The following is a 21,418-nucleotide window of genomic DNA, read 5'->3' as shown; positions in this document are numbered from 1 at the left end:
TCGGCGGTGTCAGATGCCGAGGTCGCCCTCGAACTGCGCCGCCTCGAGGCGGGCCTTGACGGCACCGAGGAAGCGGGCCGCGTCGGCACCGTCGATGATGCGGTGATCGTACGACAGGGCCAGGTAGACGTAGGAGCGCACCGAGATGGCATCCTTACCGTCGACCGACACGACGCCCGGCTTCTTCACCACGGCACCGAGTCCGAGGATCGCGGACTGGGGCAGGAACACGATCGGCGTGTCGAAGAGCGCGCCGCGCGAACCGGTGTTGGTCAGCGTGAACGTGCCCCCCGCGAGCTCGTCCGGCTTCAGCTTGTTGTCACGCGTGCGAGCGGCCAGGTCGGCGATCTCGCGCGCCAGCTGAGCGATGTTCTTCTCGCCCGCGTCCTTGACGACGGGGGTGAGGAGGCCACGCTCGGTGTCGACCGCGATCGCGACGTTCTCCTGGGCCGGGTAGACGATCTCGTCGCCCTCGACCGTGGAGTTGATGATCGGGTACGTCTTGAGGGCTTCGATGGCGGCGATCGCGAAGAAGGGGAGGAACGACAGCTTGTCGCCCGTCTTCTGCTGGAACTCGCCCTTGAAGCGGTCGCGCAGCGCCGCGACCTTGGTCACGTCGACCTCGACCACGGTGGTCAGCTGAGCGGTCGCCTGCATCGACGCGACGGCACGCTCGGCGATGACCTTGCGCAGACGCGACATCTTCTGCGTCGTTCCGCGCAGCGGCGAGACCTCGACCGGGGCGGAGGGCGCTGCGGCCGGGGCTGCCTGCGCGGCGGGGGCTGCGGAGGCGGACTTCGCGGCCTCGGCCGCCTTGAGCACGTCTTCCTTGCGGATGCGACCGCCGACGCCGCTGCCCTTGACCGTCGTCAGGTCGACGCCCTGCTGCTGCGCCAGGCGACGCACCAGGGGGGTGACGTAGGTGACGTCGTCGTTCGACGAAGCGGCGGGTGCCGGAGCGGCGGGTGCCGGAGCGGCGGGCTTCTCCGCGGCGGGCTGCTCTGCGGGCTTCTCCTCCGCGGCGGGCGCGTGCTGCTCGGCCGGCTTCTCCTCCGCAGCGGGCGCGGGCTGCTCGGCCGGCTTCTCCTCGGCGGCGGGAGCGGCGGGGGCCTCCTCCTGCGCGGGGGCGGCCGCACCGCTGCCGATGCGGGCGAGGGCGGCTCCGACGTTGACCGTCTCGTCCTCCTGGACGAGGATCTCCTGCAGCGTGCCGGCGACCGGCGAGGGGATCTCGGTGTCGACCTTGTCGGTGGAGATCTCGAGCAGCGGCTCGTCGACCGCGACGTCGTCGCCGACGGCCTTCAGCCAGCGCGTGACGGTTCCCTCGGTCACGCTCTCGCCGAGCTCGGGAAGGACGACCTCGGTGGAGTCGCCGGAGGCAGCGGGAGCCGACGCGGCCGGAGCGGGCTGCTCGGCGGGGGCCGACGCGGCCGGAGCGGCGGGAGCGGACTGCTGCTCGGCGGGAGCGGACTCCTGCTCGGCAGGGGCGGCCTGAGGGGCGTCGTCGCTGGACGAGGCGCCGGAGCCATCACCGATCTTGGCGAGGACGGCACCGACCTCGACGGTCTCGTCCTCCTGGACGAGGATCTCTTCGATCACGCCCGCGACGGGGGAGGGGATCTCGGTATCGACCTTGTCGGTCGAGATCTCCAACAGCCCCTCGTCCTCCTGGACGGTGTCACCGACCTGCTTCAGCCAGCGGGTGACCGTTCCCTCGGTGACGCTCTCGCCGAGAGCGGGGAGGACGACGGATGTGCTCATGGATATGTCTCCTTCGTACCGGATGCGGTATCTAGCTTAGTGACCGGTTGTCGGTCAGAGTGCGTGCAGCGGCTTGCCCGCGAGCGCCAGGAAGGCCTCGCCGAGCGCCTCGCTCTGGGTGGGGTGCGCGTGGACGAACGGCGCGATGTCTTCGGGATGCGCTTCCCAGCCGACGGCGAGCTGGGCTTCGGAGATCAGCTCTCCCACGCGATCGCCCACGAGGTGGGCCCCGACGACGGGTCCGTCGACACGACGCACGATCTTGACGATCCCCGAGGTCCCGATGATCTCGCTACGGCCGTTACCGGCCAGGTTGTACTCGTATGCGCGGACGGCCTCGGATCCGTAACGATCCTGAGCCTGGGCCTCGGTGAGTCCGACCGACGCCACCTCGGGGTGCGAGTAGGCGACCCGCGGCACGTCGACGTCGGGGACGAGCACGGGCGAGAGCCCCGCGATCTCCTCGGCGACGAAGATGCCCTGCTGGAAGCCGCGATGCGCGAGCTGCAGACCGGGCACGATGTCGCCCACGGCCCACACGTGCGCCGCAGCGGTGCGCAGGCGGGAGTCGGTCTGCACGAAGCCGCGCTCGAGCACCACCCCGGCCTCCTCGAAGCCGAGACCGGAGGTTGCGGGACCGCGGCCCACGGCCACCAGGACGTAGTCGGCGACCAGCTCGCTGCCGTCGTCGAGGGACACCGTGACGCCGCGGTCGTCCGAGGTGAGCGACGTGAATCGCCGGCCCAGCTGGAAGGCGATGCCGCGTTTGCGGAAGGCGCGCTCGAGAGCCTTGCTCGACGAGACGTCCTCGGCGGGGAGGAGGTGGGGGAGGGCTTCGACGATCGTGACCTCGACGCCGAACGAGCGCCACACGCTGGCGAACTCGACGCCGATGACCCCGCCGCCGAGCACGACGACGCGCTCGGGGATGACGTCGAGATCGAGAGCCTGCTCGCTGGTCAGGACGCGCCCGCCGATCTCCAGGCCCGGAAGGCTGCGACTGTACGAACCCGTCGCGAGGATGACGTCCGTTCCGCGGTACAGGTCGTCTCCGACGCGCACAGCAGGCCCTGCCTCGAGCGTCCCCTCGCCCGAGACGACGCGGATGCCGCGGGCCGAGATGAGACCCTCGAGACCCTTGTACTTCTTGGCGACGATCCCCTCGCGATACGCGCGCACCCGGGCCGGGTCGATTCCGCTGAACGTCACGTCCACACCGATGTCCGACGCACCGCGGGCGGCATCGGCGACCTCACCGGCGTGCAGCAGGGCCTTCGTCGGGATGCAACCTCGGTGCAGGCAGGTGCCGCCGAGCTTGTCCTTCTCGATCAGGACGACATCCTTGCCGAGCTCGGCGAGGCGCAGCGCGGCGGCGTATCCGCCGCTGCCGCCACCGAGGACGACGACGTCCGCGGTGTACTCGGTCACCGCGCGCCGTCCGAGACGAGCAGTTCCACCAGCGAACGGACGGTCGCACCGGTCACGCCCTTGTCGGTGTATCCGAACGGGGCGGACTTATTCATACCGACCCCCGCGATGTCGAGGTGCACCCACGGGATGCGAGGCGCGTCGGCCTCGTCGGACACCCTGCCGACGAAGTGGCGCAGGAACAGGCCGGCGAAGAGCGAACCGCCTGCGGGGTCGCCGATCTTCGCGTTCTGCAGGTCGGCGATGGGGGAGTCGAGGTCGTCGACCATGTGGTCGGGCAGCGGCAGCTGCCACGCCAGCTCCGCGACGCGACCCGCCGCTTCGAGGTACGACGCGACCGCGGCGTCGTCTCCCATGACCCCGGTGTGGCGGTTGCCGAGGGCGACGGTGATCGCTCCGGTGAGAGTGGCGACGTCGACGATCAGGTCGGGGTTCTCGCGGCTCGCCGCGGCGAGACCGTCGGCGAGCACGAGGCGACCCTCGGCGTCGGTGTTCAGCACCTCGACGGTCGTGCCGTCGAGGGTGCGCAGCACGTCTCCGGGGCGGGTGGCCCGACCCGACGGCATGTTGTCCGCGATGCAGAGCCACGCGCTGACCTTGACGGGCAGGGCCATCTCGGCGGCGGCCTTCAGCACGGCGAGGACCGTGGCGGCGCCGCACATGTCGTACTTCATCCCGACCATGGATGCCGGCGGCTTCAGCGACAGACCACCGGTGTCGAAGGTGATGCCCTTACCGACGAGGGCCACGTGGCGCTCGGCCCCGGCGGGCGAGTACTCGAGGCGGACCATGCGGGGCGGGCGATCCGAACCCTGGCCGACGCCGAGGATTCCGCCGTAGCCACCCTGGCGCAGCGCAGCCTCGTCGAGCACCTCGACCTCGACAGGCAGATCCTTCACGGCCGCGACGGCGGCATCGGCGAAGTGCGCGGGTCCGAGCCACTCGGCGGGCGTGGTCACGAGGTCCTTGACGAGCGCGACGGCTCCCGAGATCGCGGCGACCGCGGTGACGTCGGTCTCGGCCGGCGCTTCGCTCGTCGACACACTCACGCGCTCGGCTCGCGCCTTCGCGGCCTTCTTCTTGTAGTCGGCGAAGCGGTATCCGCCGAGTGCGGCACCCTCGGCGATCGGACGCCACGGCGCCGCCACCAGCGACTGGATCGCGACATGCGCGAAACCGGTGAGTTGGCGCAGGCCGACGCCGGCGGCATCCCGGACGGACGCGTCGGTCGCGTCGGAGCCCGCACCGACCACGGCGACGGGCTTGTCGACACCGGGCACGTGCACGCGCTGGTAGGACCCGACGGCCCCGGTGAATCCGACCGCGGACAGCGCCGCCCCCAGTCCGTCCCAGCCATCGGGGTCGGACGTTCCCTCCGCAGTGGTGGGGACGATCAGCAGGATCGCGTCGGCATCGGATTCGAGGACGGGGGCGTCGGTGTACGCCACGGAGGGGAACGGCATGACATCCATCCTAGGTTCGTGCGTGTTCGCTAGCAGCGGGACGCACCGCGACCGGGCATCCGGGAGCGCTCGTAGAGTGGATGCATGCCCTCCTCCGCCCCGCTGTACGACCGCGCCCCCGCGGCGCCGCCCGTGCCGTCGGGCCTGCCGCTCGTGATCGCCCTCACGGGGTTCACCGACGCCGGCGGGGCCGTCACCCGACTGGTCGAGTACTTTCGCGACGACCTGGAGCCGAACCCCGTCGTCGTGTTCGACAACGACGTGCTGCTCGACTACCGCGCGCGGCGTCCGGTCATCACCTTCGTCGAGGACCACCTCACCGACTACCGACCGGCTCGGCTCGAACTCTCGCTCGCGCACGACTCGCTCGGGCACCCGTTCCTGCTGCTGGCCGGCTACGAGCCCGACTTCCTGTGGGAGGCCTTCGCCGAGACCATTCTCGAGCTCTCCGCCGGCATGCAGGTGTCGTCGGTCACGTGGGTGCACGCGATCCCCATGCCGGTGCCGCACACGCGGCCCATCGGCACCACGGTCAGCGGCACGCGACCCGACCTCGCCGAAGCGCACTCGGTCTGGCGCCCGCACACGCAGGTCCCCTCCACGGCGGGTCATCTGCTCGAATACCGCTTCGCGGAGGCCGGCGCCAAAGTGGCCGGCTTCGCGCTGCTCGTTCCGCACTACCTCGGCGACACGGAATACCCGGCCGCCGCCCTGGCCGCTCTTGACAGCCTCACCGTCGCGACGGGACTCGTGTTCTCCGGAGAGGTGCTGCGCGAGGAGAACCGCGAGTTCATCGGCAAGGTCGCCGAGCAGGTCGAGGGAAGCGAAGAGCTCACCCGCATGCTCGAGGGGCTGGAGGAGCGCTACGACTCCTATATGGCCGGCTCCACGCACGCGACCCCCATCATCCACACGGGCGACCTGCCCAGCGCCGACGAGCTCGCGGCGGAACTCGAGCGGTTCCTCGCCACCCGCCCCGGCGACGACGACCGGCGCGGCAAGCTCGGCTGAGTCCGGCGGAGTACGGCGACGCGCCCAAGACGCGGCGACCGCGCGGCGACCCCGTCACCGGATGCCGCAAGGTACGGCGTCCGGAGGGAATGCGGATGGCCGGAAGGGCGTTGTCTACGCATAGATCCCCGGTCCGCGTCAAGTCCCGGTCGGGGGATGTGAGACAATGAAGAACCTGACCCGTTGTCATCCGGTCAAGGAGCCACGCTCCTCGGCTCGGTACTTGACAAGGGTCTTACTAGTGTCCGAGAACGACCGGTGGCCGTGCAACGTACGTTCCCGGTGAAAGGCGAAACGTGGCAGGCACGACAACCAAGACCCGCTCCCGGGGTGCGAAGGACACCGAGCTCGAGAACTCCGAGGAGACCGTGACGGCGTCGACGACGACGACCGCGAAGAAGGCTCCCGCCAAGAAGGCCCCCGCCAAAGCCAAGGCGACGCCCGCCAAGGCCAAGACCAAGGCGAAGAAGGACGACGACCTCGAAGACGAAGAGGACGTCGAGGACGAGGGCGACGTCGAGATCGACGTCGAAGACAGCGACGACGCGGAGGAGTCCGACGACGCGGCCAAGCCCGGCGCCAAGAAGTCCGACGACGATGAGGACGACGAGACCCCGGCCGCGCCCGCCGAGGCCCTGCCGTCCGGCGCGATCGTCATCTCGTCGAGCGATGAGGACGACGTCCCCGTCTACTCGGCGCAGATCACCGGCGCGACCGCCGACCCGGTCAAGGACTACCTCAAGCAGATCGGTAAAGTCCCGCTGCTGAACGCCGCCGAAGAGGTCGAGCTCGCGATGCGCATCGAGGCGGGCCTGTTCGCCGAAGAGAAGCTGTCGAACATGTCGGCCGCCGAGAAGACCGGTCAGCTGGGTCTCGACCTGCAGTGGGTCGCCCGCGACGGCCAGCGCGCGAAGAGCCACCTGCTCGGCGCCAACCTCCGCCTCGTCGTCTCGCTCGCCAAGCGCTACACAGGTCGCGGCATGCAGTTCCTGGATCTCATCCAGGAGGGCAACCTGGGTCTGATTCGTGCGGTCGAGAAGTTCGACTACACCAAGGGCTTCAAGTTCTCGACGTACGCCACCTGGTGGATCCGTCAGGCGATCACCCGCGCCATGGCCGACCAGGCCCGCACCATCCGCATCCCGGTGCACATGGTCGAGGTCATCAACAAGCTTGCACGTGTCCAGCGTCAGATGCTGCAGGACCTCGGTCGCGAACCCACCCCGGAAGAGCTCAGCCGCGAGCTCGACATGACCCCCGAGAAGGTCATCGAGGTGCAGAAGTACGGCCGCGAGCCCATCTCGCTGCACACGCCCCTCGGTGAAGACGGCGACAGCGAATTCGGTGACCTCATCGAGGACACCGAGGCCGTGGTCCCCGCCGACGCGGTCGGCTTCACCATGCTGCAGCGTCAGCTGGAGTCGCTCCTCGACTCGCTGAGCGAGCGCGAGGCGGGCGTGATCCGCATGCGCTTCGGCCTGGGCGACGGTCAGCCCAAGACCCTCGACCAGATCGGCGACACGTTCGGCGTCACGCGCGAGCGCATCCGCCAGATCGAGTCGAAGACCATGGCGAAGCTGCGTCACCCCAGCCGCTCGCAGTCGCTCCGGGACTACCTCGAATGAGTGCGGAGGCCAACGCCGGCAAGGCGCTCACCCGTACCGTCGACGGCACATCGTACGCCCGCATCCCGATCCGCACGCGGGTCGTCATGCCGGGCGACGACCTCGACGCCTTCATCCTCGAGTACGCGAAGGATGCGGTGCAGCCGGGCGACCTGCTGTTCGTCACCGAGAAGATCGTCGCGATCACGCAGGGACGCTCGTTCAAGCTCGACTCGATCACGCCGCGCAAGCTCGCTCTGTTCCTGTCGAAGTACGTCACGCGCACTCCCTACGGCATCGGTCTCGGGATGCCCGAGACCATGGAGATGGCGCTGCGCGAGTGCGGCACGCCCCGCATCCTGTTCGCCGCGGCGGTCTCCGCCGTGACCAAGGCGTTCGGGCGCAAGGGCGACTTCTACCGCATCGCCGGCGACAAGGCCCGCGCGATCGACGGTCCGACCAAGGGCACGATCCCGCCGTACAACCAGGCCGTCGTCCTCGGCCCGGAGCGCCCCCGAGAGGTTGCGGCCCGTCTGAAGTCGCTGCTCGGCATCGACCTCGACGTCGCCGTCGTCGACATCAACGATCTGGGCGGTAACATCCTCGGCTCCACCATGGACAAGGCCGGTGAGAAGCGACTCGTCGCGATCCTGAAGGACAACCCGCTCGGTCAGGGTCACGAGTCGACTCCGCTGGGTATCGTCCGCCACAGCTGACACGTGTTGCACGGAAGGCCCGTCCCGTTCGCGGGGCGGGCCTTTGCTGTGTCCGGATGCCGAGGGGCGTCGTGCCGTGCATTGACCCTTCGTCGAGCTCAGGGTCCTCCCCACCCAGGTGGCTGAGCCCGTCGAAGCCACCGAAGCCACCGGAACCCCTGACGACCCCAGCGCCCTCCGGGCACGCGTGAGGCCCGCCCCCGCGCGGGGAACGGGCCTCTCGGCATCCGGGATCAGAACCCGATGGCTGCCTGGTAGCGCGGCTTGTGCCCGGTACGGATCCCCGTCACGCTCGGCTTGTTCTCGTAGACGCCCGCGCCCCAGTTGCCCTCGACGAGCACGGGACCCTCGGGACCGACGACGATGTCCCAGCCGACGTACTGCACCTGCGGCACGACACGGGCGACCTGGTCGACGAACGCCTTGACCTCGTCGATCATCGGCAGCTGGAAGTCGGCGATGCGCACGCGCGAGTCGGGGTGCAGCTCGTGCACGTGGCCGTGCGAGTCGTACCCGGCGCCGAGGGCGTGGCCGTTCTCGTCGAGCATCGTGTAGAAACCGCCGAACGTCATCTGGTCGCTCACCGCGCCGCGGCCGAACTTCTGCGCCATCGCCAGGATGTGGGTCTTCTCCCCGTCGAAGAACGCCGTGACGCGCGTGGTGTTGACGGTTCCGGGGCAGACCGCCGCGAGGTCGTCGTGCTGGCGGATGACCTCTTCGACGAGGATCTCTCCGCGCTCGAGGAGCCCGCGGTGGAACTGCGTCCAGTCCTCGACCTCGGCCGCGTGGTAGCGGTGCACACCGGTTCCGGCCTGGCCCACCGGCTCCTTCGTGACGATGGTGCCCAGCCGCTCGGTGAAGGCGCGCAACTCGTCGGCGTTGCCGGCATCCACCACCATCCAGTCGCGGCGGAGGAAGTCGCTGAACTTCCGGTCGAACTCCACCTTGTCCTGGAACAGACCGCGGTAGTCGGGATGGTCGTACTTCTGCGAGATCTGGTTCGAGACCGGGTGCGTCATGTACGTCGCGCGCTCGGCGGGCGTGAGGATCGCGAAGTCGTAGTCGATGTAGTCCTGGAAGCCGACGTTCTTCACGCCGGCCTGGAAGAGCATGTCGGCGACGACCAGCGGCAGGGACTTGCCGTGCTGGGCGGAGGCCTCCTTGGCGCGCTCCACGACGGATCCGACGTCGATGCGACGGGCGCGTCCGGCGAGGTAGCGCAGACGGGTGACGGGGGAGAAGCCCTGGCTAGGCATGCACGCTCCGGGGTCGGGGACGAAGGACCCCGTTAGTCTAAAGGGGTGACCTCCACGCTCCCTGCCCGCACGCCCGGGGCCGGGGGAGTCGCTCCCGTCGCGGCTCTGTCCACCGCTGCTCTGCGCGCCAACGCCCCGCTCTCCCTGGCGCCGAACGGCGCCGACGCCCTCGCCGCCGACGCCTGGGGCCACGGTGCCGCATGGGTGGCATCCGTCCTCGCCGACCTCGGAATGGATGCCGCGGCCCTCGACCCGGTGGCGCTGTACGGCCTCCCGGGGGCGCACACGCGCCCGGTGATGTCGCTGCGCGGGCGCGCTCTCGGCACCAAGCCGCTGCTGCGCGGGGAGGGGGTGTCGTACGGCTACACGCACCGTGCCCCGCACGACACGACCGTCGCCCTGGTCACCGGGGGCTATGCACAGGGCGTCGTGCGCGCCCTCGGCAATGCCGCGACGGTGTCGATCGACGGGCGGCGTCATCGGATCGTCGGGCGCGTGGCGATGGACGTCAGCGTCGTCGATGTCGGCGACACGGCGATCACCCGCGGAGCAGAGGTCGTGTTCTTCGGCGATCCCGCCGACGGGCACCCCTCCCTCGAGGAGTGGGCGGATGCCACGGGCCTCACCGCAGCCGAGATCGTCGCCATGGTCGGCGCGCGTGCCGAACGGGAAGTGATCGCGTGACCGCCTCGTACCGCATCGACCTCGACGCCTTCTCCCGCAACCTCCACCGCGTGCGCGAGGCCGTCGCCCCCGCCGCCCACATGCTGGTGGTCAAGGACGACGCCTACGCGCATGGACTCGAACGCCTCGTCGCCCACGCGTTCGCGCAGGGCGTGCGCTGGTTCGGCGCGTTCGACGTCGTCACCGGCGCGGCCGTCCGGGCGGTGGTCGGTCCCGAGGCCCGCATCTTCGTCTGGCTCATCGGCGGGGCCGATGACCTCGCCGCCGGCATCGCGGCCGATCTCGACCTCGGCGTCGGCGACGAGGCCCTGCTCGACGACCTCGCCGGCCTGACCGTGGACGGCGTGGCGCGCATCCACCTCAAGATCGACACGGGCCTGCACCGCAACGGCATCCGTCCCGAACGGTGGGGCGAGGCGCTCGATCACACCGCCGCGCTCGTCGCGCGGGGGCGCGCGGAGCTCGAGGGCATCTGGTCGCACATCTCCGAGGCATCCGACGCCGACGACGATGAGGCCCGAGCGGTGTTCCTCGCCGCGCGCGAGTCCGCCCGCGTCGCCGGTCTCGATCCTCGCTTCTCGCACCTCGCCGCCAGCGCGGCCGGGTTCGCCCGCGGGGAGTTCCGAGAAGACCTCGTGCGCGTGGGGGCGTTCTCGTACGGCATCCGCCCCGCCGGCGGCCCCGACGAGGCCTCACTGGGGATCGAACCGATCGCGGCTCTCGTGGCGACGGTGACCGACGTGGACGCCGCGGGGGTCCGCCTCGATGTCGGCAGTCTGCACGGGCTGCCGAGTACCCTCGCGGGGCGCTTCGACGTCGACACCCCGGCGGGTCCCCGGCGGGTCGAGGCGATTACCCCCGTCTCCGTGTCCGTCGCGCCCTGGCCCGGGGCGGCCCCGGGAGACGAGGTCATCGTGTTCGGACGGGGATCACGCAACAGCGCCACCGATCTCGCCGAACTCATCGACACGATCGGCGAGGAGATCGCCCTCCGCGTGTCTCCCGCCGTATCGCGCCGCTACGTCTCGAGCTGACCGGACGGTCGAGCGGGCGCGAGTCGGACAGGCATGCCGTCGCGCGGGGGTCGGACGGCCGGCCGCCGGTGCGCGTGAGATCGCCGTGCCGGAACGCGGAACGGGCCCCGGACCGGCTCCCGGGGGAGACGGCACGAGGCCCGTTCGGACGGTGTGTCAGTCGGCGGCGTTGAGGCGCGCCGTCTCGTCGTGCCAGGAGGTGGCGACGCTGCGGAGCTTCTCTTCGTACTTGCGGCCGTGGTGCGCGCAGAACAACAGTTCGCTGCCGTTCACCTCGGCGGCGATGTAGGCCTGAGCGCCGCAGGAGTCGCAGCGATCCGCCGCCGTCAGGCGGTGGTCGAGAACAGACGCGTCGGGTGCGGTCGTGGTGGTCATCTCGGGTGCCCTCCTCAGGTGATCGTGGGCGAGTCCACACATATAACCACGCGGATGTTTCCCCTATGCCGCGGCTTGATCACATTTCGCTGTGCGCGTACGGTGACCCGACCCCGCTGTGTGTCTGGCAGGCGATGTCGGTGGCCCCGATTACGCTGAAAACCGTGACGTCCGAGTACTCCGCCCACCACCTGCAGGTCCTCGAGGGCCTCGAAGCCGTGCGCAAGCGCCCCGGAATGTACATCGGCTCGACCGACTCCCGCGGCCTCATGCACTGCCTGTGGGAGATCATCGACAACTCCGTCGACGAGGCCCTCGCCGGCCACGGGACGCGCATCGACATCGTGCTGCACGCGGACGGCAGTGTCGAGGTGCGCGACCGCGCGCGCGGCATCCCCGTCGACGTCGAACCGCGCACGGGACTCACCGGTGTCGAGGTCGTCTTCACGAAGCTGCACGCGGGTGGCAAGTTCGGCGGCGGTTCGTACGCGGCATCCGGTGGTCTGCACGGCGTGGGCGCGTCGGTCGTCAACGCCCTCTCCGAGCGCCTCGACGTCGAGGTCGACCGCTCGGGCAAGACCTACGCCATGTCGTTCCATCGCGGCGAGCCCGGCCTGTTCGCGGGCGACGGACCCGACGCGCCCTTCACGCCCTTCGAGCGCAGCAGCGAGCTGCGTGTGGTCGGCAAGGCCGCCCGGGGCGTCACCGGCACGCGCATCCGCTACTGGGCGGATCGGCAGATCTTCACGAAGGATGCCGCCTTCGGCCACGACGAGCTCGTCCAGCGCGTGCGTCAGACGGCGTTCCTCGTGCCGGGGCTCGAGATCGTCGTCCTCGACGACCGCGGCGAGGAGCGCGTCGAGACGAGCTACCGCTTCGACGGCGGCATCTCCGAGTTCGCCGACTTCCTCGCCCCCGACGCGGCCGTGACCGACACCTGGCGCCTCACGGGAACGGGGACGTTCACCGAGACCGTACCCGTTCTGCAGCCGGGCGGGTCGATGATCCCCACCGAGGTGCAGCGCGAGTGCGAGGTCGACATCGCCGTGCGGTGGGGGACCGGGTACGACACGACGGTCCGGTCGTTCGTCAACATCATCGCCACGCCCAAGGGCGGCACGCATCAGCAGGGCTTCGAGCAGGGTCTGATGAAGGTCCTGCGCTCGCAGGTCGAACAGAACGCGCGCAAGCTCAAGGTCGGAAACGACAAGATCGAGAAGGACGACATCCTCGCCGGACTCTCCGCGGTCCTCACCGTTCGCCTGCCGGAGCCGCAATTCGAAGGCCAGACCAAAGAGGTCCTCGGCACTCCTGCCGTGCGCCAGATCGTGGCATCCGTCGTGCAGAAGGAGCTGGCGGCGTTGTTCGCCTCGACCAAGCGCGACGACAAGGCGCAGACCGCGCAGCTGCTCGAGAAGATCGTCTCCGAGATGAAGGCGCGCATCTCGGCGCGCACCCACAAAGAGACCCAGCGGCGCAAGAACGCCCTCGAGTCCTCGTCGCTGCCGGCCAAACTGGTGGACTGCCGTTCCAATGACGTCACCGATTCGGAACTGTTCATCGTCGAGGGCGATTCCGCGCTCGGGACCGCCAAGCTCGCCCGCAACAGCGAATACCAGGCGCTGCTGCCGATCCGCGGCAAGATCCTCAACACGCAGAAGGCCTCGATCAGCGACATGCTGTCCAACGCCGAGTGCGCCTCGATCATCCAGGTGATCGGTGCGGGCTCCGGCCGTTCCTTCGACCTCGACGCCGCCCGCTACGGCAAGATCATCCTGATGAGCGACGCCGACGTCGACGGGGCCCACATCCGCACCCTGCTGCTGACGCTGTTCTTCCGCTACATGCGACCGCTCGTCGAAGAGGGGCGGGTCTTCGCCGCCGTCCCGCCGCTGCACCGGGTCGTGGTGATGAATCCCGGGACCAAGCCCAACGAGACCATCTACACCTACAGCGAGCAAGAGCTGCACGCCCTGCTCACGAAGCTCAAGCGCTCCAACAAGCGCTGGCAAGAGCCCGTGCAGCGCTACAAGGGTCTTGGCGAGATGGATGCCGACCAGCTCGCCACGACCACCATGGACCGCGGCGGGCGCACCCTCCGTCGCGTGCGCGTGCAGGACATGGAGGCCGCGGCCTCCGTGTTCGACCTGCTCATGGGCAGCGACGTCGCGCCGCGTCGCGAGTTCATCATCGACTCCAGCGACCGGTTGGCGCGGGAACGCATCGACGTCTGAGTCCGTGGCGGGTCGACCCGCTGTACCGGCCAGCGTCGAGACCGACTCGCGGAGCTGAGCCCGCGGTGCCGGTACCTCCGGTGAGAGGCCGGCCGCGGCTCTCGACGCGGGACGGCGCGGACGCGCGAGGTGTGCACACCAGCGGGCGCCGGCCCGCGAGGCGTGCACAACGGCGAGCACCCGGGACGCCGCGCCGGGGATCCGACGGCGCACCCGGCGTTTCCCCGAAGACCCTCGCGATCGTGCACGCCGGTGCCGGCACGGGCGACCCCCGCCCGGCCCGACTCAGCGGACCACGGTGCCGATCGCGCCGACGGCGGCCTCGAGAGGCTGACCCGACGCGTCGCGCTTGGCTCCGGACTCCGGCAACGCCCGGACGGAGCCGTCCGAGCCCACGGCCCGGGGGTCTGTCCCGACCCAGGCCAGGGTGAGGGCGTCTTCTCCGCGCAGCAGGCGTTGCGCGCGCACGCCGCCCGTGGCCCGACCCTTCGCGGGGAACTCCGTGAATGCCGACACCTTGGCCGTGCCGGCGTCCGTCCCGGGCAGGGCCGCCGACGACCCTGCGACCGTCACGACGACCGCGTCGAAGGCCGAGGCGCCGACGACCGCGAACGCGATCACGCGCGCGCCGTCGGAGAGACGGATGCCGGCCATCCCGCCGGCGGATCGCCCCTGCGGTCTCACGGAGGAGGCATCGAAGCGCAGGAGCTGCGCATCGCTGGCGACGAACACCAGCTCGGCGTTGTCACCCGCCGGTGCGGCCCCCACCACCCGGTCGCCGTCGCGCAGCGAGATGATCTCGATCTCGTCCTTGGTGCCGAGCTCGGTCGCGGCGACGCGCTTGACCACGCCCTGCACGGTGCCGAGCGCGATCGTCGGTGCGTCGACGAGGGGGACGAGGGCGACGAGGGTCTCGCCCTTGGCGAGGGCGAGGTACTGCTCGACCTTCGTGCCCGCGCTCAGGTGCACCGAATTGGCCGGAACGGAGGGCAGATCGACGGGGGAGAACCGCACGAGGCGCCCGGCCGAGGTGACGGCGCCGACGTCACCGCGTGTCGTGGTGTCGACGGCCGAGCGGACGGCGTCGTGCTTCGACCGTCGCGTCGGGGCGATCACCCCTCCGCCCGGCGCGTCGGCGACGAGCTCGGCGCGCACCATGCGCCCGGTGGCCGACAGGTACACCCGGCAGGGGGCGTCGGCGATCTGCAGGTCGGCGGCGGCCGCGGCCCGCGCGGATCGGGGCTGCACCGGTCCACCGTTGAGCAGCATGGTGCGGCGAGGGGTTCCGTACGCCTCGGCCGCGGCATCCAGTTCCTTCGCGACCTGCTGGCGCAGGAGCGTCTCGCTTCCGAGCAGTTCGACGAGCTGGGCGATCTCGGCGTGCAACTGGTCGCGCTCCGCCTCGAGTTCGATGCGCGAGAACTTCGTGAGGCGCCGCAGGCGCAGCTCGAGGATGTACTCGGCCTGCGGATGCGAGAGGTCGAAGACCTCCTGCAGCTTGGTACGGGCCTGCTCGCCGTCGTCGGAGGAGCGGATGACCTGGATGACCTCGTCGATGTCGAGGATCGCGATGAGCAGTCCCTCGACGAGGTGCAGGCGTTCGCGCTTGCGCGCGAGGCGGTACTCGCTGCGACGCGTGACGACGCGGATGCGGTGGTCGATGTAGACGCGCAGCATGTCGCGCAGGCCGAGCGTCTGCGGTTGCCCGTCGACGAGCGCGACGTTGTTGATGCCGAACGAGTCCTCGAGGGGGGTGAGCCGGTAGAGCTGCTCGAGAACGGCCTTGGGGTCGAAGCCGGTCTTGATGCCGATGACGAGCCGGAGTCCGTTGTTGCGGTCGGTCAGGTCGGTGACGTCGGCGATGCCGGCGAGCTTCTTCGCCTGCACGGCGTCTTTGATCTTCTCGATCACGCGCTCGGGGCCGACGAGGTACGGCAGCTCGGTGATGACGATTCCCGTGCGGCGCGGCCCCAGCGACTCGATCGACGCTTTCGCCCGCGTGCGGAACGTGCCGCGGCCGTTCGTGTAGGCGTCCTTGATCCCGTCGAGACCGACGATGATGCCGCCCGACGGGAGATCGGGTCCCGGGACGAACTCCATGAGCTCCTCGACCGTGGCATCCGGATTCTGCAGCAGGTGGGTCGCCGCGGCGACCACCTCGATGAGGTTGTGCGGCGCCATGTTGGTCGCCATGCCGACCGCGATGCCCGTCGCGCCGTTCACGAGCAGATTGGGGAAGGCCGCCGGGAGCACCTCGGGCTGCTGGAACTGTCCGTCGTAGTTGGGGATGAAATCGACGACGTCTTCGTCGAGATTCTCGGTGAGGGCGAGGGCCGGGGGAGCGAGGCGCGCCTCGGTGTAGCGGGGTGCCGCCGGGCCGTCGTCGAGCGAGCCGAAGTTGCCGTGCCCGTCGACCAGGGGGACGCGCAGCGAGAAGTACTGCGCGAGGCGCACGAGGGCGTCGTAGATGGGCGCGTCACCGTGCGGGTGGAGCTTTCCCATCACCTCGCCGACGACGCGCGCGCTCTTGACGTGGCCGCGGTCGGGGCGCAGCCCCATCTCGGCCATCTGGTAGAGGATGCGACGCTGCACGGGCTTGAGCCCGTCGCGGGCGTCGGGCAGCGCGCGCGAGTAGATGACCGAGTAGGCGTACTCGAGGAACGAGCCCTGCATCTCGGTCGAGACATCGACGTCCTCGATGCGCTCGGTCACGGGGGAGCCCGTCGCGGGCGAGGAAGAACGGGAAACGGGCATATCAACAGCCTCGGGTCGGGCGGGCGTCCGGTCGGGACGGGGTCGGGAGCCGTGTGGAAGACTTGCTCCGATGTCACTCAGCCTACCGGCGGACCCGCCGCGCTCCCGGAGCCTCACCGGTGTGGTGGAGCAGTCGATCGCCGCACTGTCCGGCTCGTCGGAGTGGTTCGCGCCCGCCCAGAGCGCGATCGTCTTCGTGATCGACGGCCTCGGCGCCCACAACCTCGCGGCGCGACGCGGTCACGCGCGGTTCCTCGGTTCGGTGGGCGGGCGCCGCGACGTCGCCCGCACCGTCTTCCCGTCGACCACCGCCGCCGCGCTGACGAGCCTGCTGACCGGAACCGCCCCCGGCGCCCACGGGATCGTGGGCTATCGCGTCCGCATCCCCGGGACCGACCTGGCGCCGAATCAATTGCACGGCTGGGAGACCGACGGCCTCGACCCGCGTCTGTGGCAGCGTCGGACGCCGTTGTTCGAGACGCACGCGGCGGCCGGCCGGGAGGCCTTCGTCGTGTCGCGCACGAGCTACACGGGTACCGGCTTCACCGAAGCCACCCTCCGCGGCGCGTCCTTCTTCCCCTCCGACGACCTCGACGAGCGCGTGCGGCTGGCGGCCGATCTGGCCGCGCGGCATCCGGGATCCATCACGTACCTGTACGCGCCCGAGCTCGACACCGCCGGTCACCGCGACGGCTGGGAGTCCGACCGGTGGACCGACGCGCTCGAACGCGTCGACGCGGCGGCCCGCCGCCTCGCGGAGTCGATCGGCCCCCGCACCGGTGTCATCGTCACGGCGGATCACGGCATGGTCGACGTGCCCGCTCACAAGCACGTCCTGCTGCGCGACGGAGATCCCCTCCTCGACGACGTCGCCCTGCTCGGCGGCGAGCCGCGAATGCTCCATCTCTACTCCCACGATGGACGGGCGGATGCCATGGCCTCGCGCTGGAAGAGCGACGAGGCCGCGCGGGCGTGGGTGCTGACGCGCGACGAGGCGATCGCGGCCGGTCTCTTCGGCCCCGTCGACGACGAGGTGCGCGAGCGCATCGGCGACGTCGTCGTGGCGGCGCGCGGGCGCTTCGCGTATTACGACGACCGCGAGGTCGACAAGCGACCGCAGCGCATGATCGGCCAGCACGGCTCCCTCACCGACGAGGAGCGCACGGTGCCGCTGCTCCGCCTGGGCGCTTTCGCCTGAGGCCCGGCGCCCTCAGCTCTCGTCGGTGCGTGCGCCGAAGACGATCTCGTCCCACGACGGCATCGACGGGCGACCCTTGGCGCGTCGTACCGTGTCGGGCTGCGGGCGTTCCGGTTCGACGGTGTCGTCGACGGAGTCCTCGACGTAGCCCGGCTCGACGGCGTCGAAGAGGGCGACCGGCGGCGACGCGGGCCGCGGCTCGGGCTCGACATCCGACGTCCCGGGCAGAGGCTCGCGCTGTCCGCGGCGTCGACGGAGGGCCTCGAGCAGATCGGCGGTCTCGGACGAGGCCACCGGGGCGTCGGGGGCGCGTTTGATGGCGGCCGCCTGAACCGCCGGGGCCACCGGTCCGGTCGCTTCGACGCCGGGTTCGTCGTCGATGTCGAGACGCCGGGGACCGAATGCGCCGCTGTCGAAGCGGGAGTCGTCCTTCGCCACGTTGTCGAGGGCGCGCAGACGCGGGATGAGGCCTTCCGGCAGCGATCCCTGGCGGGACAGCTGGATCGCATCGGCGTTCTGCGGGGAGAGGCTGCTGCGGCGCGGCTCGAAGCCCCACCGCGCGTCGTGCTCGATCCCGTTGGCGGTGAACTCCAGCTTGACCATCCAGCCGGAGCCCTCCTTCCAGCTGGTCCATCGCTCGGCCGAAGCCCCGGCCTCGGCGAGCTTGGCCCGCACCGCTGCTCCGAAGGTGATGGGGGCGTCGTGCTCGAGGGTGCCGCCCAGCAGGACGGGGACCGCGAGGGCCTGCGCCACGACATGCTCGCGCTCGGCGAGCACCGGCCCCTCGAAGCGCTCCACGTCCTCGACGCGGGCGTTCAGAAGCGTCGCCACCTCGCGCGCCGACAGACCCGCCCGGATGTGCGCCTGGATCTCGCGGGGGCTGGGACGCGGGGCGCGGTCGTCGTCTTCACGGTCCCGGCGCGCGCGGCGAGCCTCGGCGCGCAGCACCTCGTCGAGCGCCAAAGCGAAGCGTTCACCCGATTGCGTCGCCACGACGAGGACGTCATCTTCGGTTCCGATGACTTTGAGCTGTTCCATGCGAAACACCCCTCCGATCTGCGGTCAGCGCCCATGCTGACATGCGCGTCGCCCGGTTCCGGGAATATCCGGGGCGCGCCGCGAGTTTCCCGTCTCGCCCGACACGCAGGCGCGCCCGCGAGCATTTGCTAATCGCAGACGTGTCATGCAAACTATGGCCGCCCGATCGGGCACCCGATGGGGCACAGCACCACGAAAACCGGAAGTAGAGACCCGCACGCATGGCAACCGATTACGACGCACCGCGCAAGACCGAGGACGACAGCGAGTCGATCGAGGCCCTCAAGGAGCGCGTGCCCGACAAGGCGTCGGGGTCGATCGACAACGAGGATGCCGACAACCCCTCGGGCTTCGAACTGCCCGGCGCCGACCTCTCCGACATCGAACTCGATGTCGTCGTCCTGCCCCCGCAGGAGGACGAGTTCACCTGCATGAACTGCTTCCTCGTGAAGCACCGCTCTCAGATCGCAGAGGAGAGCGGCCCCGGCTTCATCTGCCTGGAGTGCGCAGCCTGAGCTGAGCACGCTGGATCGCCGCGACGAGGCGATCCGGCGTGCGGGTGGACACCACCCACGACGGGGTCGGGTCGTCGGGATCGGTCACGGGAACCGTGACGATGCCGTCGATCCCGCCCCGGATGACATGCCAAGCCCGATGGTCGAGACCACTCCCACGGGCCATGCGGGCCTCCTCGGCGACGACGCCGGCGGGAACGCCCAGGAACTCCACCGGGATGTGCGCGCGACCGGCGCGCAACTCGCCGTCGCGCACCTCGACGACGGGTGAGATCGCGAGGAGACCGACCACGATCGCCACCGACACGATGAGGCCGATGAACAGCGCCAGAGTCGTATCGAGCGGCGAAAAGACGACGGCGGCCATGGGACCGCACACGGCGGCGGCGACGAGCGCCCACAGCGACGGGCTCAGACGCTCTCGATACTCGGCTGCGGTGCGGATGCCGCACCCCCTCTTCTGCATTACCCTCGTGGGGTGACCGAAACGGTGGACGTCCCAATTGTCGCATCCGAGCCCCCGGTCTTCGCCCACCCCGGCGACGCCGGCGCCGACCTGACCGCCGCCGAGGCGGTTCGTCTCGAGCCCGGACGCCGCGCCCTCGTGGGCACCGGTGTTCGCGTAGCCCTTCCCGAGGGCTACGCCGCCTTCGTGGTTCCGCGCAGCGGTCTGGCCGCCAAGCACGGCATCACCATCGTCAACGCGCCCGGAACGATCGACGCCGGATACCGCGGCGAGATCAAGGTCGCGCTGCTGAACACCGACCTCGACGAGGCCTACGACATCGCGGTCGGAGACCGCATCGCCCAGCTCATCGTGATGCCCGTCCCGCCCGTGCGCTTCGTCCCCGTCGACGAACTCCCCGAGAGCGTGCGCGGCGAAGGCGGTTTCGGATCGAGCGGATACCAGAGCCTGCAAGGGAGCACCCGATGACCGACGAGTCGCAGACCACCCCCACGCCCGAAGGGTCCGAGACCACGGAGCCCGGCACCGAGCTGGCTCCGCCCGCGAAGAGCGCCCCGGTCGACCGCGACAGCGCGGGACCCTTCGACGAAGCCGAAGCGAACCCCGTCCGCCCCTACATCGACCTCGGCGGTATCAAGATCCTTCCGCGCGAGGGCCTGAACCTGCGTCTCGAGGTGGAGGAGCAGACCAAGCGCATCGTCGCCGTGGGGCTCGACTACGCCGACTCGACCCTGCAGGTGCAGCCCTTCGCCGCTCCGCGCTCGAGCGGCCTGTGGGAGGAGACGCGCGAGCAGATCCGCCAGCAGGTCAAGCAGCAGGGCGGACGCGTCGAGGAGCGCGAAGGCCCCCTGGGTCCCGAACTGCTCGCCGAGGTACCGGTCATGGCGGGAGCGGACGGCGCGGGGAAGCGTCTCGCGCGCTTCGTCGGCGTCGACGGCCCGCGCTGGTTCCTGCGCGGAGTGGTCGGGGGAGCAGCGACGAGCGACGTCGAGGCCGCCGCCGCGGTCGAAGACCTCTTCCGCTCGATCGTCGTCGTCCGGGGAACGTCGCCGATGCCGCCGCGCGACCTGATCCCCCTGCGGATGCCGTCGAGCCCCGCGACCGCATGAGCGAGGAGTCCTCGCGCTCGACGTCGGACTCCGACCGCGTGCCGTTGCAGCCACCGTCCGCCGCCGACAGCATGGGAGCAGCCCTCGGCAACGCCGCGCGGCGCGCCGGCCTCGACCCCGCGGCGCACGCCAGTACGGGAGCGGCGGTGTGGTCCGCGATGGGCGGGTGGCGCGGCATCCTGGAGTCGGTGCTGCCGTCGCTGGCGTTCGTCGTCCTCTTCACCGTCACGATCGACCCCGAGACGCGACAGGGCAACCTGTGGCTGAGCCTCGGCGTCTCCGTCGGGCTCGCCGTGGTCTTCACCCTCGCCCGGCTGATCGCGAAGTCGCCCCCGAGCGCCGCGATCGGCGGACTGCTCGCCACCGTCGGAGCCGCCGTCCTGGCCCTCGTCACCGGTCGCGGGCAGGACAACTTCGTGCTGGGCTTCTTCACCAACGGCGCCTACGGCACGGCGTTCCTCGTCTCGGCGCTGGTCGGATGGCCGCTCATCGGCCTCGCCGCGGGATACCTGCTGGGCGAGGGGACGCGCTGGCGCTCCGACCGGCGCAAGAAGCGCGCCTACACGTGGCTCTCGTTGGCGTGGGCGGCCCTCTTCGCAGCGCGCCTCGCGGTTCAGCTCCCGCTCTACTTTGCGGGCGACGTGACCGCGCTCGGGACGCTGAAGATCGTCATGGGCCTGCCGCTCTTCGCGCCGATGCTGGCCGTGACGTGGCTCGTGGTCCGATCTCTCTCGCCACGCCGCGAGTCCTGATATTATCTTGACATCAAGAT

General features: G+C 70.3%; 19 protein-coding genes. 11 read left to right on the top strand and 8 right to left on the bottom strand.

What is annotated here, in order from left to right; translation table 11 throughout:
- Positions 1 to 9: 9 nt before the first annotated feature.
- Genes sucB through AB0N80_RS14400 form a run of 3 tightly spaced genes read right to left on the bottom strand, consistent with a single transcriptional unit; the run spans position 10 to position 4,652 of the window.
- Positions 10 to 1,761 (bottom strand): 2-oxoglutarate dehydrogenase, E2 component, dihydrolipoamide succinyltransferase, encoded by a 1,752-nt coding sequence (gene sucB, locus AB0N80_RS14410; protein WP_363579087.1) that lies wholly within the window; start codon positions 1,759 to 1,761, stop codon positions 10 to 12.
- A gap of 54 nt (positions 1,762 to 1,815) precedes the next feature.
- Positions 1,816 to 3,189, bottom strand: a complete 1,374-nt coding sequence (lpdA, locus tag AB0N80_RS14405) for a dihydrolipoyl dehydrogenase (RefSeq protein WP_363391654.1) — start codon at positions 3,187 to 3,189, stop codon at positions 1,816 to 1,818.
- Positions 3,186 to 4,652, bottom strand: a complete 1,467-nt coding sequence (locus AB0N80_RS14400) for a leucyl aminopeptidase (protein ID WP_363579086.1) — start codon at positions 4,650 to 4,652, stop codon at positions 3,186 to 3,188. The genes lpdA and AB0N80_RS14400 overlap by 4 nt, the downstream gene beginning before the upstream one ends.
- Positions 4,653 to 4,736: 84 nt before the next feature.
- On the opposite strand from AB0N80_RS14400, the gene AB0N80_RS14395 reads away from it, so the two are divergent.
- The 3 genes from AB0N80_RS14395 to AB0N80_RS14385 all read left to right on the top strand — a co-directional run bounded on the left by AB0N80_RS14395 (position 4,737) and on the right by AB0N80_RS14385 (position 7,983).
- Positions 4,737 to 5,663, top strand: a complete 927-nt coding sequence (locus AB0N80_RS14395; RefSeq protein ID WP_363579085.1) for a PAC2 family protein — start codon at positions 4,737 to 4,739, stop codon at positions 5,661 to 5,663.
- A gap of 296 nt (positions 5,664 to 5,959) precedes the next feature.
- A complete protein-coding gene (locus AB0N80_RS14390) occupies positions 5,960 to 7,288 on the top strand; it encodes an RNA polymerase sigma factor (protein WP_315995696.1) in 1,329 nt (442 codons plus the stop codon).
- The gene (locus AB0N80_RS14385; RefSeq protein WP_363579084.1) at positions 7,285 to 7,983 is read left to right on the top strand and encodes a coenzyme F420-0:L-glutamate ligase; all 699 of its coding nucleotides are present in this window, start codon (positions 7,285 to 7,287) and stop codon (positions 7,981 to 7,983) included. Before AB0N80_RS14390 ends, AB0N80_RS14385 begins: the two co-directional genes overlap by 4 nt.
- A 233-nt stretch (positions 7,984 to 8,216) precedes the next feature.
- On the opposite strand, the gene AB0N80_RS14380 is transcribed toward AB0N80_RS14385, so the two are convergent.
- Positions 8,217 to 9,239, bottom strand: a complete 1,023-nt coding sequence (locus AB0N80_RS14380; protein ID WP_315995698.1) for a sugar-transfer associated ATP-grasp domain-containing protein — start codon at positions 9,237 to 9,239, stop codon at positions 8,217 to 8,219.
- 45 nt (positions 9,240 to 9,284) lie between these two features.
- Here AB0N80_RS14380 and AB0N80_RS14375 point away from each other — a divergent pair, with 45 nt between their 5' ends.
- A complete protein-coding gene (locus tag AB0N80_RS14375) occupies positions 9,285 to 9,923 on the top strand; it encodes an alanine racemase C-terminal domain-containing protein (protein WP_315995699.1) in 639 nt (212 codons plus the stop codon).
- Entirely contained in the window at positions 9,920 to 10,957 is a 1,038-nt protein-coding gene (locus AB0N80_RS14370) for an alanine racemase (RefSeq protein ID WP_363579083.1), read from the top strand. Before AB0N80_RS14375 ends, AB0N80_RS14370 begins: the two co-directional genes overlap by 4 nt.
- A 156-nt stretch (positions 10,958 to 11,113) precedes the next feature.
- Here AB0N80_RS14370 and AB0N80_RS14365 read toward each other — a convergent pair whose 3' ends face one another.
- Positions 11,114 to 11,332, bottom strand: coding sequence for a hypothetical protein (locus tag AB0N80_RS14365; RefSeq protein ID WP_076675603.1), 219 nt, complete (start codon positions 11,330 to 11,332; stop codon positions 11,114 to 11,116).
- A gap of 134 nt (positions 11,333 to 11,466) precedes the next feature.
- On the opposite strand from AB0N80_RS14365, the gene AB0N80_RS14360 reads away from it, so the two are divergent.
- Positions 11,467 to 13,566 (top strand): DNA topoisomerase IV subunit B, encoded by a 2,100-nt coding sequence (locus AB0N80_RS14360; RefSeq protein ID WP_363391637.1) that lies wholly within the window; start codon positions 11,467 to 11,469, stop codon positions 13,564 to 13,566.
- Positions 13,567 to 13,851: 285 nt separating this feature from the next.
- Here the strand turns inward: AB0N80_RS14360 and AB0N80_RS14355 are convergent, their stop codons facing one another.
- Positions 13,852 to 16,320 carry a DNA topoisomerase IV subunit A gene (locus AB0N80_RS14355; protein ID WP_363579082.1) on the bottom strand — a complete coding sequence of 823 codons (2,469 nt, stop codon included), beginning with the start codon at positions 16,318 to 16,320 and terminating at the stop codon, positions 13,852 to 13,854.
- Between the two features lie 70 nt (positions 16,321 to 16,390).
- Here AB0N80_RS14355 and AB0N80_RS14350 point away from each other — a divergent pair, with 70 nt between their 5' ends.
- Entirely contained in the window at positions 16,391 to 17,518 is a 1,128-nt protein-coding gene (locus AB0N80_RS14350; RefSeq protein WP_363579081.1) for a nucleotide pyrophosphatase/phosphodiesterase family protein, read from the top strand.
- A 12-nt stretch (positions 17,519 to 17,530) separates the two neighbouring features.
- On the opposite strand, the gene sepH is transcribed toward AB0N80_RS14350, so the two are convergent.
- The gene (gene sepH / locus AB0N80_RS14345) at positions 17,531 to 18,556 is read right to left on the bottom strand and encodes a septation protein SepH (protein WP_315995704.1); all 1,026 of its coding nucleotides are present in this window, start codon (positions 18,554 to 18,556) and stop codon (positions 17,531 to 17,533) included.
- A 221-nt stretch (positions 18,557 to 18,777) separates the two neighbouring features.
- Here sepH and AB0N80_RS14340 point away from each other — a divergent pair, with 221 nt between their 5' ends.
- The gene (locus AB0N80_RS14340; RefSeq protein WP_056231545.1) at positions 18,778 to 19,071 is read left to right on the top strand and encodes a DUF4193 domain-containing protein; all 294 of its coding nucleotides are present in this window, start codon (positions 18,778 to 18,780) and stop codon (positions 19,069 to 19,071) included.
- Here the strand turns inward: AB0N80_RS14340 and AB0N80_RS14335 are convergent.
- Positions 19,046 to 19,537: a DUF3093 domain-containing protein gene (locus AB0N80_RS14335; RefSeq protein WP_363579080.1), complete on the bottom strand. Its 492-nt coding sequence runs from the start codon at positions 19,535 to 19,537 to the stop codon at positions 19,046 to 19,048. The genes AB0N80_RS14340 and AB0N80_RS14335 overlap by 26 nt on opposite strands.
- A gap of 12 nt (positions 19,538 to 19,549) precedes the next feature.
- Here AB0N80_RS14335 and dut point away from each other — a divergent pair, with 12 nt between their 5' ends.
- From dut to AB0N80_RS14320, 3 genes are read left to right on the top strand one after another with little or no spacing between them, the layout of a single operon-like run.
- Positions 19,550 to 20,005 (top strand): dUTP diphosphatase, encoded by a 456-nt coding sequence (gene dut, locus AB0N80_RS14330; RefSeq protein ID WP_363579079.1) that lies wholly within the window; start codon positions 19,550 to 19,552, stop codon positions 20,003 to 20,005.
- The gene (locus AB0N80_RS14325; protein WP_315995707.1) at positions 20,002 to 20,646 is read left to right on the top strand and encodes a DUF3710 domain-containing protein; all 645 of its coding nucleotides are present in this window, start codon (positions 20,002 to 20,004) and stop codon (positions 20,644 to 20,646) included. The genes dut and AB0N80_RS14325 overlap by 4 nt, the downstream gene beginning before the upstream one ends.
- Positions 20,643 to 21,398 (top strand): DUF3159 domain-containing protein, encoded by a 756-nt coding sequence (locus tag AB0N80_RS14320; protein WP_315995708.1) that lies wholly within the window; start codon positions 20,643 to 20,645, stop codon positions 21,396 to 21,398. Before AB0N80_RS14325 ends, AB0N80_RS14320 begins: the two co-directional genes overlap by 4 nt.
- The last annotated feature ends 20 nt before the right edge of the window (positions 21,399 to 21,418 follow it).

This window comes from Microbacterium sp. NPDC089188 (genome assembly GCF_040685155.1).
GTDB classification, from domain to species: Bacteria; Actinomycetota; Actinomycetes; order Actinomycetales; family Microbacteriaceae; genus Microbacterium; species Microbacterium galbum.
The sequence above is the reverse complement of the archived record's forward strand: the minus strand, read 5'-3'. Positions and strand labels throughout refer to the sequence as shown.